An 18,054-nucleotide genomic window follows, 5' to 3' on the forward strand; every position below is an offset into this window, starting at 1 on the left:
CCAATTAATTTATAGCGATAGCGTAATATCGTTCACATTTACAATTCCCTAATAAAAATACGCCTATAATTGTTTTTCACCCGGCCGGGTCATTGCTGTTTCATTTCGTTCACTTCGTGAATAATGACAGGAGATAACCATGGCACCTAGCGTATTGGATTATTTTATCCAACAAGCTTCCCGTTATCCGGAAAAACTTGCCGTCGTCGGCGATAATAAGCGCCTGACCTACCGTCAATTGGATGAAGCCAGCAGCGCACTGTGCGCGCTGTTGCTACGGCGGGGCGTGGCGCCCGGCAGCTATGTGCCGCTCGTCACGCTGCGCACGCCGGAAATGCTGATCGGTATGTTGGCGATCGTCAAAGCCGGCGCAGGCTATATTCCCATCGACGCCCGTTACCCGGAAAAAAGAATACAGGATATCGTTACGCAAAGCGGTTCCCCTTTAATACTCGCCAGCAACGCGACGATAGCGCTTTCGGAAAATAACTTCAGCGAGGATATTATTTATATTGATAATATATCAATTTCTCCGCAGGAGAATATAACGTTAATTTCTCCGTCTCCCGATGCCATCGTTTATCTCATTTTCACTTCAGGTACCACCGGCAAACCGAAAGGTGTGCTGATAGAACATCAGTCGCTGCTGAATTTAATTCTCTGGCATAACAAGCAATTCGCTATGGATGCCGAAAGTCGTTCTACGCTGATCGTCGGCTTGAGTTTCGACGTCGCGCAATGGGAGATCTGGTCGCCTCTGACCAGCGGCGGCACATTGTATCTGCCCCCGGAAGACGCTCGCCTGCAGCCGGAAGTCCTGCTGGCCTACTTTGCCGAACAGGGCATTACCCACGCCAGCCTGCCCGCCGTACTGGTCGCCGAAGTGGTCGGCGCGCCGCAACCGGCCAATCTGGCGCTACGGTATCTGTTCAGCTCAGGGGAGAAACTTCATCCGGTCGATCTGCGCGGCATCGATTATTCATTGATCGATTACTACGGCCCGACGGAAGCCACCATCTTCGCCACCTGCAACCGGGTGGCTTGCGCCACGCAAAACCCGCCCGCCAGCATTGGGCGGCCCATCGGCGATACCGAAATCTTCATCCTCGATGACCGACTGCAGCCCGTGATCGGCGATCGCCCCGGCGAGCTGTATATCAGCGGCCGCTGTCTGGCCCGCGGCTACCTGAACAATCCGGCGTTGACCGCCGAGCGCTTCATCACCCCGCCTCACTTCGCCGGATTGCGCCTGTACCGCAGCGGCGATCGGGCTCGTTGGCTGGCGGATGGCCGCATTCAATATCTGGGCCGTATCGACGATCAGGTCAAAATCCGCGGCAATCGCATTGAACTGGGCGAAATCGAAAACGCCATGCTGCAGGTTGCGGGCATCCGTAAAGCGGTGGCCGCCGTGGCGACGGCAGATGATCCGCTGGGCAAGAAAATCGTGGCGTTTCTGGTCGCGGAGTGTGACGGCGAAAACGTGATCGCACGCGTCCGACAGAAACTGAAAGAAACGCTGCCCACCGCATTTCTGCCCGCCGATTATCGTTTACTGCAACACATGCCGCTGAACAACAACGGCAAAATCGACAAAGCGGCTCTGTTGGCGCATTACCAACCGGTCAGCGCCGGCGTTGCGCAGCCGCTGACCGCCGATCAGCGCATCGTCGCCGATCTCTGGCGTTCGTTGCTGAAAGTGGAACAGCCCGCAACCAACGATGATTTTTTCTCGCTGGGCGGCCATTCGCTGTTGGCGGCCAAGCTGATGACGGCGCTGGCCGAGGCATTTGCCGTCGAGACTTCGGTGCACGACATCTATGAATATCCCACTCTGGGCGCCCTGGCGCAGGCACTGGCACAACGCAGAGACCGGCAACCGACACAGCGGCAAGGCGAAGCGCGTGCCTTACAGGATGATGTGTATTTGCCGTCGGATCTCGTCATCGATCCGACGTTCGATCCGCGGCAAATCAGCGCGCCGCGCGCCATTTTGCTGACCGGCGCCACCGGCTTCGTCGGCGCGCATCTGTTGGCCGATCTGCTGCGCACCACCGACGCCGAGCTGTACTGTCTGGTGCGCGACGGCGCCAAACTGCCGCCGAGACAGCGGCTGGAGGCGGTGCTGCAGCGCTACCGGATCGCGCTGAACGCCAGCCAGCACGCGCGCATTCATATCGTGCCTGGCAACGTAGCGGAACACGACTTTTCGCTGACGCCGGCGGCCTACAGGGCGTTAAGCCGAGATATCGATCTGATTTACCATTCGGCCAGCGCGGTGAATTTTATCCAGCCTTACGCCTACATGAAGCGCGACAACGTGCAGGGCCTGCGGGAAATCATTCGCTTCGCGGCGCATAGCCGCACCAAGCCGCTGATGCTGCTGTCGACCATCTCCGTATACAGCTGGGGGCATCTGCACACCGGCAAGCGGGTGATGCGGGAAAGCGACGATATCGACCAAAACCTGCCGGCGGTCAGCCGCGATATCGGCTACGTGCGCAGCAAATGGGTGATGGAGAAAATCGCCGATTTGGCGGCGGCGCAAGGCCTGCCGCTGATGACCTTCCGCCTGGGCTACGCCACCTGCCACAGCCGTACCGGCGTCAACGCCGATTATCAATGGTGGGGACGGCTGGTGAAAACCTGCATCAGCAGCGGCACGGTGCCGGATTTACGGGATATGCGCGAAGGGTTGACCACGGTGGATTACATGACCCGGGCCATCGCCCACGTCTCTCGCAATCCGCAGGCGCTGGGGCAGAAATTCAATCTGATCCATCAAGGTGACAATAATCTGACGCTTCGTGAGTTTTTCAGCCTGCTGGAGCGCGAGTTCGGTTATCGTTTTCGTCCCTTGCCCTTCGCACAGTGGCGAGCACAATGGGAAAACGACAGCGACGCGCCGCTGTACCCGCTGCTCAGCCTGTTCAAGGATCCTATGGTGGACGAGCTATCGACGGTGGAGCTCTATCAAGACACCTATCGGTGGGACTGCAGCAACCTGCAACGCTTCCTGCAGGGCAGCGGTATCGATGAGCCGCGCTTCACCCGCCAGCTGCTGCTGAATTACCTGCAGCACGCCATCGGGTATGCGCCGCTGTCGCTACAGGCGTAACAAAACCGGGGCTCAACTGGCCGAGCCCCGTCACCCTCACTCCGTTTTAAGCCCCCGCAGCAGCGCCTCCAACGGGTACACCGCGGCAATCACCACTTCGTCGCGCGTCTGCGCCGCCGCATCCAGCCGGCGCTGCGCTCGTTCGGCCTCGGCCCGGCTCAGCGGTTTGTCCTGCTGATGGCGATCCAGCAGCGTTAACCCCAATGCGGCCAGGGCATCCACGTCCTGCGCCACCGGCGCCAGATCTTGCAGCGTGCGGTTGCCCACGATCGCCGTCTGCAGCGCCGCGCCGTTCGCCTGCCAGCGCTGCAGCCGTTCGCGCAGCGCCTGCGCCGCCGCCTTATCGCGCTTATCCTTCAGCAGAGCCGCGACCTGCGCATGCATGGCGCGCACCGCCTCGCTCTCCGGCGGCAGCGCATCGGCAAAGCGGTTCAGCGGTTCGAACTGGTGATAGTTGCCGGCCTGGAACTTCAGGTGCTGGCGGGTGTAATACTGCGCCGGTTCCACCGCCTCGGCCAGGATCTGCAGCGGCATGATCTGCACGCTGTTGCTCAGCCGGGTGAATTCGCGCGCTGTTTCCGCGTGCTGCTGCAGGCCGACCGACACCACCGACCAGGCGTCGATCGCCGCCAGCCGCCGGTACATGTTGCTTTCGTCGGTGACGTCCTGCGCCGACCACAGCCGCTCCGCCACCGCAAAGGCGCGCGGCCACAGCTTGAGATCGATCAGCGGCGCACGCACGTTTTCCGCCCACAGCGCCGCTTCCCCGCCGAGGATCTTGGCCTGCCCCTTCTCATCCGGCACCACCGGCATCTTGCCCGCCGGCGCCGCCGCCAGTTTCTCGCCCTGGGTGGGGTAACGCACGTTGCCGACCAGCGTATAGCCGCTGAGCTTGTCCTGTTGCAGCGTAAACACCGGCCGCGTGTCGCCCATCCAGGTATCGACGCGGAACGTCACCTGCTGCGGCGTGCGCCAGACGATATCGTGCACCGCGCGGCGCGATTTGCCGTTGAAATCGATAAAGCCGCGCCAGCCCTGCTTGCCCTCGATCAACGTGAAGCTGCCCTCCACCGCGCTGCCCTTCAGGCGCGGCATGCTGAAACGCCAGCTTTGCACCTGCTCGCCGGGCTGCACCGCCGTCTCAACCCCCAGCGGCTGCGGCAGAATTTCATTGCGGTAGTGATAGGCGGTGCTTTGCGGCTGATCGAGGTAGAAACCGGTGGAGAGGATGCCCTGATAGCCGTCCTGCGCGCTGGCGCCCAGCGAGTCTTGCCCTTGCCAGGACTGAATGACGATCGAACGCGGCAGCGACGGATGGTAGATCTCGTCCCAGCCGACCATCTGCCGCTGGTGCTTCTCGAGGATCTTTTCCAGCTTCTGGTTGAAGTAGGCCTGCAGCGCATGGGTATCCGCCAGCCCGTTCTGCTGCATAAACGCCTGAATCGACGGCGACGCCCGCCACTGGCTGGCGTCCACTTCGTCGCCGCCGATGTGCAGATAAGGATCGGGGAAGATCGCCGCCAGCTCGCCGACGATCGTATCGACAAACCGATACACCTCGTCGCGGGTCGGATCGAGCGTCGGCTTATGCACGCCCCACTCGCGCTCCATGCGATACGGCCCCGGCGCGCTCATCAGGTCGGGATAGGCCACCGCGATGCTGGAGGCGTGCCCCGGCATGTCGATCTCCGGCACCACGCGAATGCCGCGCGCCGTGGCGTAAGCCACCACCTGCCGCATCTGCTCGCGGGTGTAGAACTGGCCGTCGCTGGCCTGCTGTTGCAACTTGGGATAATGCTCGGAGGCGAAGCGCCAGCCCTGATCGTCGGTCAGGTGCCAGTGGAACACGTTGAGCTTGGCCGCCGCCATGCCGTCGAGCTGGCGCAGAATGTCCGGCAGCGGCAGGAAATGGCGCGCCGAGTCCAGCAGCACGCCGCGCCACGGGAAGCGCGGCACGTCGCGGATATCCACCAGCGGCAGGAAGGTGTTTTGCCCGTCGGTCTGCAGCAGCTGCAGCAGGGTCTCCATGCCGCGCAGCGCGCCGAAGCGAGTGTTGGCGGTCAGCGTGGCGCCCTGCGGCGTAACCGCCAGCCGGTAGCTCTCGTCGCTGCCCGGCAGCGGCTGCGCCGCCACCCGATCCTTGATCACCACCCTGATCGCCGCGCCGTTCGCTTCTTCCCTCGGCGCCAGCGTCCAGCCGGTCTGCAGTTCGATGCGTTGCCGCCAGCGCGGCAGCGCGTCGCCCAAGTCGTCACCCTGCAGCGTCAGGGACAAACGGTGATCCAAAACCAGCTTGCCCGCCGGTTGCGTCACTTCCACCTGCTGCGGCCAGGGCATCAGCGGCAGATCGCCCGCCGGCTGCGCCAGCGCGCCACAAGAAAACCATAACGATGAAGCCAGTAGCGTATAACGGAAAGGTCTGTGCATCGGAAATTCCTCAGAGGAAAAAAACAAAATATCCCCAATGAATTTCAAACCACCGCTAGGCGGCAAGCGCCCGCATCCCCAGGCGCTTAGGTCTGCTAAGTAACTGGAGGGCGGGCGTACAGCCAACAACGCGGTGGCTTGAAAGGCGCAGGGGAAAACAGCCAACGCTGTAGATAAAGACTCAGCACAGAACAGATGTCCAACCGTTGCGGTGAAAAAGCGGACGGGATCACAGTTGCCCCCTCCCGGCCGGAGGGGGCGAACGGGTTATTGCCAGCCGTAGTGGCGCACGAACCAACCTTTCACGCACTGGGTCAGCACCATGTAACCGGCGAGGATCAGCACCAGCCACGGGAAGTAACCGAGCGGCAGCGCCTGCAGCTGCAGGAAGCCGGCCAGCGGCGAGAACACCAGGCCGATGCCGGTGGCGATCACCGCCAGCGTCATGATGCACAGCGGCCAGGACGGGCGGCTCTGGATAAACGGAATTTTGCGCGTGCGGATCATGTGCACGATCAGCGTCTGTGACAGCAGCCCTTCCACGAACCAGCCGGACTGGAACAGCGTTTGCATTTCCGGCGTGTTGGCCTTGAATACCCACCACATCAGGCTGAAGGTCAGCACGTCGAAAATTGAACTGATCGGCCCAAAGAACACCATAAACCGCCCCAGATCGGCGGAGTTCCAGCGCTGCGGCTGGGTGATCTGATCGTCGTCGACGTTATCGAACGGGATGGCGATCTGCGAGATGTCGTACATCAGGTTCTGAATCAGCAGGTGCAGCGGCAGCATCGGCAGAAACGGCAGGAAGGCGCTGGCGATCAGCACGCTGAACACGTTGCCGAAGTTGGAGCTGGCGGTCATCTTGATGTATTTCAGCATGTTGGCGAAGGTGCGGCGCCCTTCGATCACCCCCTGCTCCAGCACCATCAGGCTTTTTTCCAGCAGGATGATGTCCGCCGCTTCCTTGGCGATGTCCACCGCTGAATCAACGGAGATGCCGATATCGGCCGCGCGCAGCGCCGGCGCGTCATTGATGCCGTCGCCCATAAAGCCCACCACGTGCCCCTGGCGGCGCAGCAGTTTGACGATGCGCTCCTTGTGCAGCGGCGTCAGCTTGGCGAACACCGTGGTGCGCGCCGCCGCCTGCGCCAGCTGCTCGTCGTCCATCTGCTCGATCTCGCTGCCGCGCAGCAGATGATCGGCCTCGAGCCCGACGTCACGGCACACTTTGGCGGCTACCAGCTCGTTGTCGCCGGTGAGGATCTTCACCGTGACGCCGTTCTGTTTCAGCGCCGCCAGCGCCGGTGCGGTGCTTTCCTTCGGCGGATCGAGGAAGGCGACGTAGCCTTCGAGGATCAGATCCGACTCGTCCGCCACGCCGTATTCATGGGTTTGCGCCGGCAGGATCTTGTTGGCCACTGCCACCACCCGCAGCCCCTGCTGGTTGAGATCGTCGGTGATGCGGCGGATCCTCGCCAGCAGCGCCTCGCTCAGCGGGATCACCTCGTCTTCGTGGCGCACGTGGCTGCAAATCGCCAGCATCTCTTCCAGCGCGCCCTTGCACACCAGCTCGTGATACTCGTTGTCTTTGGCCACCACCACCGACATGCGGCGGCGCACGAAGTCGAACGGGATCTCATCCACCTTGCGGTAGTTTTGCAGCGCCTCCGGCTGCCGGTTCTGCTCCGCGCAGCTCAGCACCGCCACGTCGAGCAGGTTTTTCAGCCCGGTCTGGTAGAAGCTGTTCAGCCAGGCGTAGCGCAGCACCCGCTCGCTGCCGGCGCCGAACGCATCGGTATGGCGCTCCAGCACGATCTTGTCCTGGGTCAGGGTGCCGGTCTTGTCGGTGCACAGAATATCCATGGCGCCGAAGTTCTGGATGGCGTCCAGCCGTTTGACGATCACCTTCTGGCGCGACAGCTTCACCGCCCCTTTGGCCAGCGTCGAGGTGACGATCATCGGCAGCATCTCCGGCGTCAGCCCGACCGCCACCGACAGCGCGAACAGCGCCGCCTCCCACCAGTCGCCCTTGGTGTAGCCGTTGATCAGCAGCACGATCGGCGTCATCACCAGCATAAAGCGGATCAGCAGCCAACTGACCTTGCTGATGCCGCTCTGGAAGGCGTTCGGCTGCTCATCCTGGCTGGTGACGCGCTGCGCCAGCTGGCCGAAATAGGTGCCGCCGCCGGTACCGATCACCATCGCCAGCGCGGTGCCGCTGACCACGTTGGTGCCCATGAAGCACAGGTTCTGGCAGTCGAGCGGATCGGCCGCCAACAATTGCGGCGCGGCGGATTTCTCCACCGGCAGCGATTCGCCGGTCAGCGCCGCCTGGCTGATGAACAGATCCTTGGCCGACAGCACGCGCAGATCCGCCGGGATCATGTCGCCGGCCGCCAGCTTGATGATGTCGCCCGGCACCAGCTGCGCGATCGGCAGCTCCACGTGTTCGCTCTTGCCGGTGTGCGCGTCGCTGCGGATCACCGTGGCGGTGTTGCTCACCATCGCCTTCAGCGCGTCGGCCGCCCGGTTGGAGCGCGCCTCCTGGATGAAGTTCAGCAACGTGGAGATCAGCACCATCAGCGCGATCACCAAGGCGCCGGTGAGATCCTCGGTGGCGTAAGAGATCATGCCGAGCGCGGTCAGCAGCAGGTTGAACGGGTTGCGGTAGCAGTGCCACAGGTGCTGCCACCAGGCCTCTTTCTGCTGATCGTCGATGACGTTCTCGCCGCAGCGCCGGCGAACCTGTTCCGCCTCATGGGCGGTGATGCCTTCCGGGTGGCTGTGAAAACGCTCAAACAGCTGCATCGTCTCTGCGGCGGCGCATGCCAGCCGCTGCTGCGCCAGGCCGGCAGGCATATCGCGCGCAGCGCCGCCGACGCCGTCCAGCAAGCTGTCGCGGCGTACCAAACGGCGCGGGAGGCCGCGGGCGAACAGGCCCAGCAGCTGACGGGGGAGTTTTTTCAGTTTCATGGTTCGCACCTCGTCGCCCGGTGCCTCACGGCAGCGGGTAAACGGGGATCGTCATCGGCCGGGCGGATGGCGGGTGCGCCAAAAAGCCTCTGCCAACGCAGATCCTTATTCTTTTTTTCAGCAGCAGGAGCGAACGACGAAGCGCGCGCTACCGGTTACCGTGATGTACTTCACCGGTAAACAGCAGCGCCAGGCGGAGAGGTTTTACCGGAGAACCGAGTGAGTGTCTAAAGCAGTCGGGTCGGGGTCCATATGGGGTATAACCTCCGGTAAAGGGAAAAACAGAGCGGCAGGAGCGGCCGTTCAGCGCAGTGCAACAATCCCGTTTTGCATCAAGATCCCCGTAGGAAAATGAGCTATGCTGACGGGCATTGTTTTACAGGCCGTTATGTTACGCCTGTCCACTTCAACGAAAAGTAAACCATGCAAAACCGGCTGACCATCAAGGACATCGCACGCCTGAGCGGCGTAGGCAAATCCACCGTCTCACGCGTGTTGAACAATGAAGGCAGCGTGAGCCCGCAAACCCGTGAACGGGTGGAAGCGGTGATCCGTCAGCAAGGGTTTACCCCCTCCAAGTCGGCACGCGCCATGCGCGGCCAGAGCGACAAAGTGGTGGGCATCATCGTTTCCCGTCTCGATTCGCCGTCGGAGAACCAGGCGGTGCGCACCATGCTGCCGTTGCTGTACCAGCAGGGCTTCGATCCGATCGTGATGGAGAGCCAGTTCGAAACTCGTCTGGTGCAGGAGCATCTGCACGTACTGCATCAGCGCAACGTCGACGGCGTGATCCTGTTCGGCTTCACCGGCCTGACCGCGGCGATGCTCAAGCCGTGGCAGGAAAAAATGGTGGTGATGGTGCGCGAATACGACGGCTTCTCGTCCGTCTGCTACGACGACGCCGGCGCGGTGAACCTGTTGATGGATCGCTTGTATCAACAAGGGCATCGGCATATTGGCTATCTGGGGGTGCAGCTCAGCGACGCCACCACCGGCCAGCGCCGCTATCAGGCCTATCTCGACGCCTGTGAACGCCTCACGCTCACGCCACGTGCCACGCTGGGCGAGCTGAGCTACCAGAGCGGTTTCCAGCACGCCGCCGAAGTGATCGATGCGCACACCAGCGCGCTGATTTGCGCCTCCGACAGCATCGCCCTGGGGGCGATCAAATACCTGCAACAGCAGCCGGCGCGCGCCATCCAGGTATGCGCCATCGGCAACACCCCGCTGCTCAGCTTCCTGTTCCCCGACACCCTGTCGGTCGAGTTCGGCTACGGCAGCGCCGGCCTGCTGGCGGCGCAGCAGCTGTTGGCACAGCTCAGCGGCGAACAGGGGATCCGCCGCCTGGTGGTGCCCAGCAAACTTTCCTGACTCCCTGATTAGAAGTTGACCATTTTTTGTCATTTTGTGATCCTCGCCCCAAACCGGGAACGTTCCCATTTCATTCAAAAAGCCGAGTGGCTAAGCTTTGATCATTACTCAGTCAACACCTCTGCAGGTATCCCATAATGAGCAAAGTAAAACAGCAGGATATTGATCGCCTGATTGTTTTGGTCGGCGGCCGCGAGAACATCGCCACCGTCAGCCATTGCATTACCCGGCTGCGTTTCGTCCTCAACGATCCCAACAAGGCGAAACCGAAAGAGATCGAAGCGCTGCCGATGGTCAAAGGGTGCTTCACCAACGCCGGGCAGTTCCAGGTGGTGATCGGCACCGACGTCGGCGACTACTATCAGGCCCTGATCGCCAGCACCGGCGTCAACGAGGCCGACAAGGAACAGGCCAAGGTGGCCGCGCGCCAGAACATGACCTGGACCGAGCGCACCATCTCCCACTTCGCCGAAATCTTCTTCCCGCTGCTGCCGGCGCTGATCAGCGGCGGTCTGATCCTCGGCTTCCGCAACGTGATCGGCGACATCCCGATGTCCGGCGGCCAAACGCTGGCGCAGATGCACCCGGCGTGGAAAACCGTTTACGACTTCCTGTGGCTGCTCGGTGAAGCGATCTTCATGTTCCTGCCGGTGGCCATCTGCTGGTCGACGGTGAAAAAGATGGGCGGCACCCCGGTGCTCGGCATCGTGCTGGGTGTCACCCTGGTGTCGCCGCAGCTGATGAACTCCTACCTGCTCGGCCAGCAAACGCCGGAAGTGTGGAACTTCGGCTGGTTCGTGATCCAGAAAGTGGGTTATCAGGCGCAGGTGATCCCGTCGATCCTGGCGGGCATGGCGCTGGGCTGGATCGAAACCCGGCTGAAAAAGATCGTCCCCGACTATCTCTATCTGGTGGTGGTGCCGGTGGTTTCGCTGCTGCTGGCGGTGTTCCTGGCGCACGCGCTGATCGGGCCGTTCGGCCGCATGATCGGCGACGGCGTCGCCTGGGCGGTGAAAGCGGTGATGACCGGCAGCTTCGCCCCGGTGGGCGCCGCGCTGTTCGGCTTCCTGTATGCGCCGCTGGTGATCACCGGCGTGCACCAGACCACGCTGGCTATCGACATGCAGATGATCCAGAGCATGGGCGGCACCCCGGTGTGGCCGCTGATTGCGCTGTCCAACATCGCGCAGGCCTCGGCAGTGCTCGGCATCATCATCATCAGCCGCAAGGCCAACGAGCGTGAAATTTCGGTGCCGGCGGCGATCTCCGCCTACCTCGGCGTGACCGAACCGGCGATGTACGGCATCAACCTCAAATACCGCTTCCCGATGCTGTGCGCGATGATCGGCTCCGCGATCGCGGGCCTGATCTGCGGCCTGGACGGCGTAATGGCCAACGGCATCGGCGTCGGTGGCCTGCCGGGCATCCTGTCTATCAAGCCGCAGTTCTGGCTGATTTACTCGCTGGCGATTCTGGTGGCGATCGTCATCCCGCTGGTGCTGACCATCATGGTCTACAAACGCAAGGCCGCCCGCGGCGAGCTGCCGGTTTAATTGACGCAAAATACGCAACATGAATGTAGAGGCTGGAAATACCCTATAGCTTTCGAGCTGCAGCTAGGCGGCAAGGGTGCAAGTCCCCAGGAGCTTACTCAAGTAAGTGACTGGGGTGCAGCGCCAGCAGCCAACAACGCTGCAGTTTGAAAGATGAAGGGTACGGGCCCGTTGTCACGATTCAAAGGTATACAGCTATGAGCAACCCAACCCCCTGGTGGCAGAACGGCGTCATCTACCAAATTTATCCGAAGAGTTTTCAGGACAGCACCGGCAACGGCTACGGCGATTTGGCCGGCGTGACCCGGCGGCTGGACTATCTGCAGGAGCTGGGCGTCGACGCCATCTGGCTGACGCCGGTCTACGTATCGCCGCAGGTGGACAACGGCTATGACGTGGCGGACTACTGCGCCATCGATCCGGCTTACGGCACGATGGCGGACTTCGAGCAGTTGGTCGCCGCCGCCCACCAGCGCGGCATCCGCATCGTGATGGACATGGTATTCAACCACACCTCGACCGAGCACCCGTGGTTCAAGGCCGCGCAGGATCGCCACAGCCCGTATCGTCAGTTCTACGTCTGGCGCGACGGCGAAGGCGATACGCCGCCGAACAACTGGCGCTCCAAGTTCGGCGGCAACGCCTGGCAATGGCACGCCGACAGCGGCCAGTACTACCTGCACCTGTTCGCCACCGAGCAGGCGGATCTCAACTGGGAACACCCGCCGGTGCGCGAAGAGCTGAAGAAAGTGTGTCAGTTCTGGGCGGACAAAGGCGTCGACGGTCTGCGCCTCGACGTGATCAACCTGGTGTCCAAACAGCAGGACTTCCCGTCCGACAGCCAGGGCGACGGCCGCCGCTTCTATACCGACGGCCCGCGCATCCACGAGTTCCTGCAGGAGATGAGCCGCGAGGTGTTTCAGCCGCGCGGCCTGATGACGGTGGGCGAGATGTCTTCCACCACGCTTGAGCATTGCCAGCAGTACGCGGCGCAGAGCGGCGAAGAGCTGTCGATGACCTTCAACTTCCACCACCTGAAGGTAGACTACGCCGGCGGTGAAAAATGGACGCGGGCGGCGCCGGATTACGTGGAGCTGAAGCAGATCTTCCGCCACTGGCAGCAAGGAATGCATAACCGCGCCTGGAACGCGCTGTTCTGGTGTAACCACGATCAGCCGCGCATCGTGTCGCGCTTCGGCGATGAAGGCGCACTGCGGGCGCCGGCCGCCAAAATGCTGGCGATGGTGCTGCACGGCATGCAGGGCACGCCTTATATCTACCAGGGTGAAGAGATCGGCATGACCAACCCCGGCTTCCGCGCCATCGAGCAGTATCGCGACGTGGAAAGCCTGAACATGTACGCCGAACTGCGCGCCCAGGGCCGCGGCGACGCGGAGCTGCTGGCGATCCTGGCCGACAAATCGCGCGACAACGGCCGCACGCCGATGCAGTGGAGCGCCGCGCCGCACGCCGGTTTCACCACCGGCACGCCGTGGATCGGCTGCGCCGAGAACTACCCGCAGATCAACGCCGAAGCGGCGCTGGCCGACCTCGACTCGGTGTTTTACGCCTACCGCCAGCTGATCACCCTGCGCAAGCAGTACCCGCTGCTGACCCACGGCGACTATCAGGATCTGGCGCCGGAACACCCGGCGCTGTGGTGCTATCAGCGCAGCTGGAACGGCCAGCGCCTGCTGGTGGCGGCCAACCTGAGCCGCGAACCGCTGGCCTGGGCGGCGGAAGGCGTGGAAGCCTCCGCGCAATGGCGCCCGCTGATGAGCAACTACGCCGATTCGGCGGACCAGCCGCAGGCGCTGACGCTGCGGCCGTTCGAAGCGGTGTGGTGGCTGCTCGAAGACTGATCCCGCAGGGCGCGGCGAACGCTGCGCCCTACCATTTCCCCAGCAGCGCCGCCACGCCGGCGGCCTCTTGCGCCAACTGCTCATCGCTCATGTCGCTCACGCCCTGCACCAGATGCGGCGGCAGATAATCCATGCCGGTCAGGTTGGCCATGGCGTGGAACGGCAGCAGCAGATCCTGCACCGGATAACGGTTATACCCTTGCGCTGTATAAGCCTGCGCGTCGCCGCCGGTGCTCACCACCAGCTGCAGCGGCTTGCCGTGCAGCTGGGTGCCTTCGCTGCCGTAGGCGAAACCGTAGGTTAATACCGCATCCTGCCATTCGCTGAGGATCGCCGGTGAGCTGTACCAGTAAAACGGGAACAGCATCACTACTGCATCATGGCTCTGCAGCAGCGCCTGTTCGCGCGCCACGTCGATGCGGTAATCCGGGTAAGCGCGGATCAGTTCGTGAACGGTCACGTTGGGCAACGGACGCAGCGCCGCGATCAGCGCTTTGTTGATGCGTGACTCGTCGGGGGTTCGGTGGGCGGTTAACACTAAAATGCGTGACATAACGATTCCTCGGTCATAAGAAGATGAGGCATTTTTCCATTTCCGCCGCTTCGGGTGTAGGCTGTTAAAGGTCACTTCAATTTCAACCGAAAGTATCAACCACTATGTCGCTGCCCTTTGACGTGCACCGCCTGCTGCCGGCCTTCCTCGCCGCCGCACAGGCGCAAAATTTCTCCGCTGCCGCTCGCCAGCTGGGCGTGACGCCGGCGGCGGTCAGCAAAAACATCCGCGCGCTGGAAGAGAAGCTGGCGCTGCGGCTGTTTCAGCGCAACACCCACAACGTGCTGCTGACCGACGAGGGCAAAGCGCTGCTGGCGCAGGTGGCGCCGCTGTGGCAGGCATTGGCGGCGACGCTGGAAAGCGCCGGCGGCGAACGGCAGGCGCCTGCCGGGGTGGTGCGCGTCACGATGATCCCCGGCTTCGGCCGCCAGATGCTGATGCCGTTGATCCCGCAATTTCTGGCGCGCTACCCGCAGATCGATCTCGATCTGTCGCTGGATGCGCGGGTGGTGAATCTGGTGGGCGAAGGTTTTGACGTCGGCATCGGCAGCCGGGTCGATCCCGACAGCCGGCTGGTGGCCCGCCCGCTCTACCCGATGCATATGGTGCTGGCGGCGTCACCCGACTATCTGGCGCGGCGCGGTGAACCGCAAACGCCGCACGATCTGCTGCGGCACGACTGCCTGCTGCACCGTAACCCGGCCAACGGCCGCCACGTCAAATGGCAGCTGCGCCATCAGGGCGAAACGCTGGCGCTGGATCTGAACGGCCGCCTGGTGGTCAGCCGCCCGGAGATGTTGCTGGATGCAGCGCTGGCCGGGCTGGGCATCGTCAACCTGGCGCACTGGTACGTCGAGAAACACTTCGAGCAGGGCACGCTGCGGCCGGTGCTGGCGGAATGCTGGCCGCGCCCGGTGCAGCTGTGGCTCTATTACGCTTCGGCGGATCTGCCGCCGCGGGTGCGCGTTTGGGTCGATTTTCTGCTGGAACATTTTCGCGATCGGCCGGCGGGCGATTGACGTCTGTTCAGCTTGCGCACGCTCTTCCGTTTTCCTTGTTCTACATCAAAAGAATCGCGTCAATATCTATATATAGTGCATTAAGAATTACGAACACCTATATATAGTAGTTATCCACAAAATCATCCACACGCCGCCACAGCCCTTGCGCGCTGCGGCTTTGCCCTGTGGATAAGCGAAATTTGACGGTTGCTCGCCGCGTCAGGCGGGTATGAACGCTCCCTCGGGGAACAAGGAGTACAACGTGAAACCAGTAGTGATTAAGCGGGACGGTTGCCAGGTACCTTTTGACGAAGCGCGCATTGCGCAGGCCATCGAGCGCGCCGCGCTGGCGGTGGGCGTGGTCGATGCCGACTACTGCGCCACCGTCGCCCGCGTGGTCGCTCAGCGCATGGAGCAGCAGCCGCGCGTCGATATCCACGAGATCCAGCAGGCGGTGGAAAACCAGCTGATGGCCGGCGAGTACAAACAGCTGGCGCGCGCCTATATCGAATACCGCCACGATCGCGACGTGGCGCGCGAACTGCGCGGCCGCCTGAATCAGGAAATTCGCGGCCTGGTCGAGCAGAGCAACCGCGCGCTGCTGAACGAAAACGCCAACAAGGACAGCAAGGTGATCCCCACCCAGCGCGACCTGCTGGCGGGCATCGTCGCCAAACACTACGCCAAGCAGCACATCCTGCCGCGCGACGTGGTGCTGGCCCATGAACGCGGCGAAATTCACTACCACGATCTCGACTACTCGCCGTTCTTCCCGATGTTCAACTGCATGCTGATCGATCTGAAAGGCATGCTGACCAACGGTTTCAAGATGGGCAACGCCGAAATCGAGCCGCCGAAGTCGATCTCCACCGCCACCGCCGTGACCGCACAGATCATCGCCCAGGTCGCCAGCCATATTTATGGCGGCACCACCATCAACCGCATCGATGAAATTCTGGCGCCGTTCGTCGACGAGAGCTTCCGCAAACACCTGCAGGTGGCGGAAGAGTGGCAGATCCCGGACGCCAAAGGCTATGCCATGGCGCGCACCGAGAAAGAGTGTTACGACGCCTTCCAGTCGCTGGAGTACGAGGTCAACACCCTGCACACCGCCAACGGCCAGACGCCGTTCGTCACCTTCGGCTTCGGCCTCGGCACCAGCTGGGAAGCGCGCCTGATCCAGCGCTCAATCCTGAAAAACCGCATCGCCGGGCTGGGCAAAAACCGCAAGACCGCCGTGTTCCCCAAACTGGTGTTCGCCATCCGCGACGGCCTCAACCACCAGTACGGCGATCCGAACTACGACATCAAGCAGCTGGCGCTGGAGTGCGCCAGCAAGCGCATGTACCCGGACATCCTCAACTACGATCAGGTGGTGAAGGTCACCGGCTCGTTCAAAACGCCGATGGGCTGCCGCAGCTTCCTCGGCACCTACGAGCAGGACGGCGAGCTGGTGCACGACGGCCGCAACAACATCGGCGTCATCAGCCTCAACCTGCCGCGCATCGCGCTGGAGGCGATGGGCGACGAGTCGCGCTTCTGGGCGCTGCTGGATCAGCGCCTGCAACTGGCGAAAAAGGCCCTGATGACGCGCATCGCCCGGCTGGAAGGCATCAAGGCGCGGGTGGCGCCAATCCTTTACATGGAAGGCGCCTGCGGCGTGCGGCTCAAGGCGGACGACAACATCGCCGATATCTTCAAGAACGGCCGCGCCTCGATTTCGCTGGGCTACATCGGCCTGCACGAGACCATCAACGCGCTGTTCGGCGGCAAAAACCACGTGTATGACGACGAAGCGCTGCGCGCCAAAGCGGTGGCGATCGTCGCGCGGCTGCGCGCCGCCGTCGATGCCTGGAAAGACGAGACCGGCTACGGCTTCAGCCTCTACAGTACGCCGAGCGAGAACCTGTGCGATCGCTTCTGCCGGCTGGACACCGCCGATTTCGGCGTGGTGCCGGGCGTCACCGACAAGGGCTATTACACCAACAGCTTCCACCTCGACGTGGAGAAGAAGGTCAATCCGTACGACAAGCTGGACTTCGAAGCGCCCTACCCGCCGTTGGCCAGCGGCGGCTTCATCTGCTACGGCGAATACCCGAACCTGCAGCACAACCTGAAGGCGCTGGAAGACGTGTGGGACTACAGCTACACCCGGGTGCCTTACTACGGCACCAACACGCCGATCGACGAGTGCTACGAATGCGGCTTCACCGGTGAATTCTCCTGCACCAGCAAAGGCTTCACCTGCCCGAAATGCGGCAATCACGACTCGGCCAAGGTCTCGGTCACCCGCCGGGTGTGCGGCTATCTCGGCAGCCCCGATGCCCGGCCGTTCAACGCCGGCAAGCAGGAAGAGGTGAAACGCCGGGTGAAACACCTCGGTAATGGGCAGCTCGGCTGAGAAACGTCGCGCAACCTAGGCAGAAGCCTGTTCATCAGGCGTGATTGTCGCAGCCGGTTTGCCTTCGGCCAGCGCGCACCAACCGCAGCGTACACGCAGTACGTGAGGATTGGGAGCACTGCCCGGAGGCAAAATGGCCAGTAAAATAGCCTGATGGGCAGGCCTCACATGAATTATCACCAGTATTACCCGATCGACGTCGTCAACGGCCCCGGCACCCGCTGCACGCTGTTTGTCGCCGGCTGCGTGCACCAGTGCCCCGGTTGCTACAACAAAAGCACCTGGCGGCTCAACTCCGGCCAGCCGTTTACCCCGGCGTTGGAAGACCGCATCATCACCGATCTGAACGATACGCGCGTACCGCGCCAGGGGCTGTCGCTCTCCGGCGGCGATCCGCTGCACCCGGCCAACGTGCCGAGCATCTTAACGCTGGTGAAACGGGTGCGCGCCGAATGCCCCGGCAAGGATATCTGGCTGTGGACCGGCTACCGGCTGGCGGAGCTGGACGCACAGCAAATGCAGGTGGTGGACAGGATCAACGTGCTGATCGACGGCAAGTTCGTGCAGGATTTGAAAGACCCGGCGCTGATCTGGCGCGGCAGCAGCAACCAGGTGGTGCATAGGTTGCGATGAGTTGATAGCTCGTGTCTCGACGTGTGTTAATACAAAGTCGGCATGATACGGCTACGGCACAGAGCTAAACCTGATAGGCGGCTTTGTGCCAATAGCTGACGTTGCTAACAGCGTAGTGTGTTTATCTATAGGGCGCAGGTCAAACCATCTCGTCAAAAG

General features: G+C 62.3%; 10 protein-coding genes. 7 read left to right on the forward strand and 3 right to left on the reverse strand.

All coding sequences use genetic code 11. The features are described 5' to 3' along the window. The first annotated feature begins 139 nt into the window (after positions 1 to 139). Positions 140 to 3,118 carry a non-ribosomal peptide synthetase gene (locus CRO23_RS21450; RefSeq protein ID WP_097102879.1) on the forward strand — a complete coding sequence of 993 codons (2,979 nt, stop codon included), beginning with the start codon at positions 140 to 142 and terminating at the stop codon, positions 3,116 to 3,118. Positions 3,119 to 3,154: 36 nt separating this feature from the next. Here the strand turns inward: CRO23_RS21450 and CRO23_RS21455 are convergent, their stop codons facing one another. Further along, the gene (locus tag CRO23_RS21455) at positions 3,155 to 5,545 is read right to left on the reverse strand and encodes a beta-N-acetylhexosaminidase (RefSeq protein ID WP_097102881.1); all 2,391 of its coding nucleotides are present in this window, start codon (positions 5,543 to 5,545) and stop codon (positions 3,155 to 3,157) included. Positions 5,546 to 5,812: 267 nt separating this feature from the next. Beyond that, on the reverse strand, positions 5,813 to 8,521 hold the full coding sequence (mgtA, locus tag CRO23_RS21460) for a magnesium-translocating P-type ATPase (protein ID WP_097102883.1): 2,709 nt from the start codon (positions 8,519 to 8,521) through the stop codon (positions 5,813 to 5,815). Positions 8,522 to 8,944: 423 nt separating this feature from the next. On the opposite strand from mgtA, the gene treR reads away from it, so the two are divergent. From treR to treC, 3 genes are all read left to right on the forward strand, one after another. Then, positions 8,945 to 9,892, forward strand: coding sequence for a trehalose operon repressor TreR (gene treR / locus CRO23_RS21465; RefSeq protein WP_016929286.1), 948 nt, complete (start codon positions 8,945 to 8,947; stop codon positions 9,890 to 9,892). Positions 9,893 to 10,029: 137 nt separating this feature from the next. Then, positions 10,030 to 11,445, forward strand: a complete 1,416-nt coding sequence (treB, locus tag CRO23_RS21470; protein ID WP_097102885.1) for a PTS trehalose transporter subunit IIBC — start codon at positions 10,030 to 10,032, stop codon at positions 11,443 to 11,445. A gap of 197 nt (positions 11,446 to 11,642) precedes the next feature. After that, positions 11,643 to 13,307 carry an alpha,alpha-phosphotrehalase gene (treC, locus tag CRO23_RS21475; protein ID WP_097102886.1) on the forward strand — a complete coding sequence of 555 codons (1,665 nt, stop codon included), beginning with the start codon at positions 11,643 to 11,645 and terminating at the stop codon, positions 13,305 to 13,307. Between the two features lie 28 nt (positions 13,308 to 13,335). Here the strand turns inward: treC and CRO23_RS21480 are convergent, their stop codons facing one another. Beyond that, positions 13,336 to 13,860 carry an NAD(P)H-dependent oxidoreductase gene (locus tag CRO23_RS21480; protein ID WP_097102888.1) on the reverse strand — a complete coding sequence of 175 codons (525 nt, stop codon included), beginning with the start codon at positions 13,858 to 13,860 and terminating at the stop codon, positions 13,336 to 13,338. 104 nt (positions 13,861 to 13,964) lie between these two features. On the opposite strand from CRO23_RS21480, the gene CRO23_RS21485 reads away from it, so the two are divergent. The 3 genes from CRO23_RS21485 (at position 13,965) to nrdG (ending at position 17,895) form a co-directional block, all read left to right on the forward strand. Continuing rightward, positions 13,965 to 14,879 (forward strand): LysR family transcriptional regulator, encoded by a 915-nt coding sequence (locus CRO23_RS21485; RefSeq protein ID WP_097102890.1) that lies wholly within the window; start codon positions 13,965 to 13,967, stop codon positions 14,877 to 14,879. Positions 14,880 to 15,123: 244 nt separating this feature from the next. Next, positions 15,124 to 17,262, forward strand: coding sequence for an anaerobic ribonucleoside-triphosphate reductase (gene nrdD, locus CRO23_RS21490; RefSeq protein WP_097102892.1), 2,139 nt, complete (start codon positions 15,124 to 15,126; stop codon positions 17,260 to 17,262). Positions 17,263 to 17,430: 168 nt separating this feature from the next. Further along, positions 17,431 to 17,895 carry an anaerobic ribonucleoside-triphosphate reductase-activating protein gene (gene nrdG / locus CRO23_RS21500; protein WP_089195401.1) on the forward strand — a complete coding sequence of 155 codons (465 nt, stop codon included), beginning with the start codon at positions 17,431 to 17,433 and terminating at the stop codon, positions 17,893 to 17,895. The last annotated feature ends 159 nt before the right edge of the window (positions 17,896 to 18,054 follow it).

It is taken from the genome of Serratia sp. JKS296, assembly GCF_900215445.1.
Classification (GTDB): domain Bacteria; phylum Pseudomonadota; class Gammaproteobacteria; order Enterobacterales; family Enterobacteriaceae; genus Serratia; species Serratia marcescens.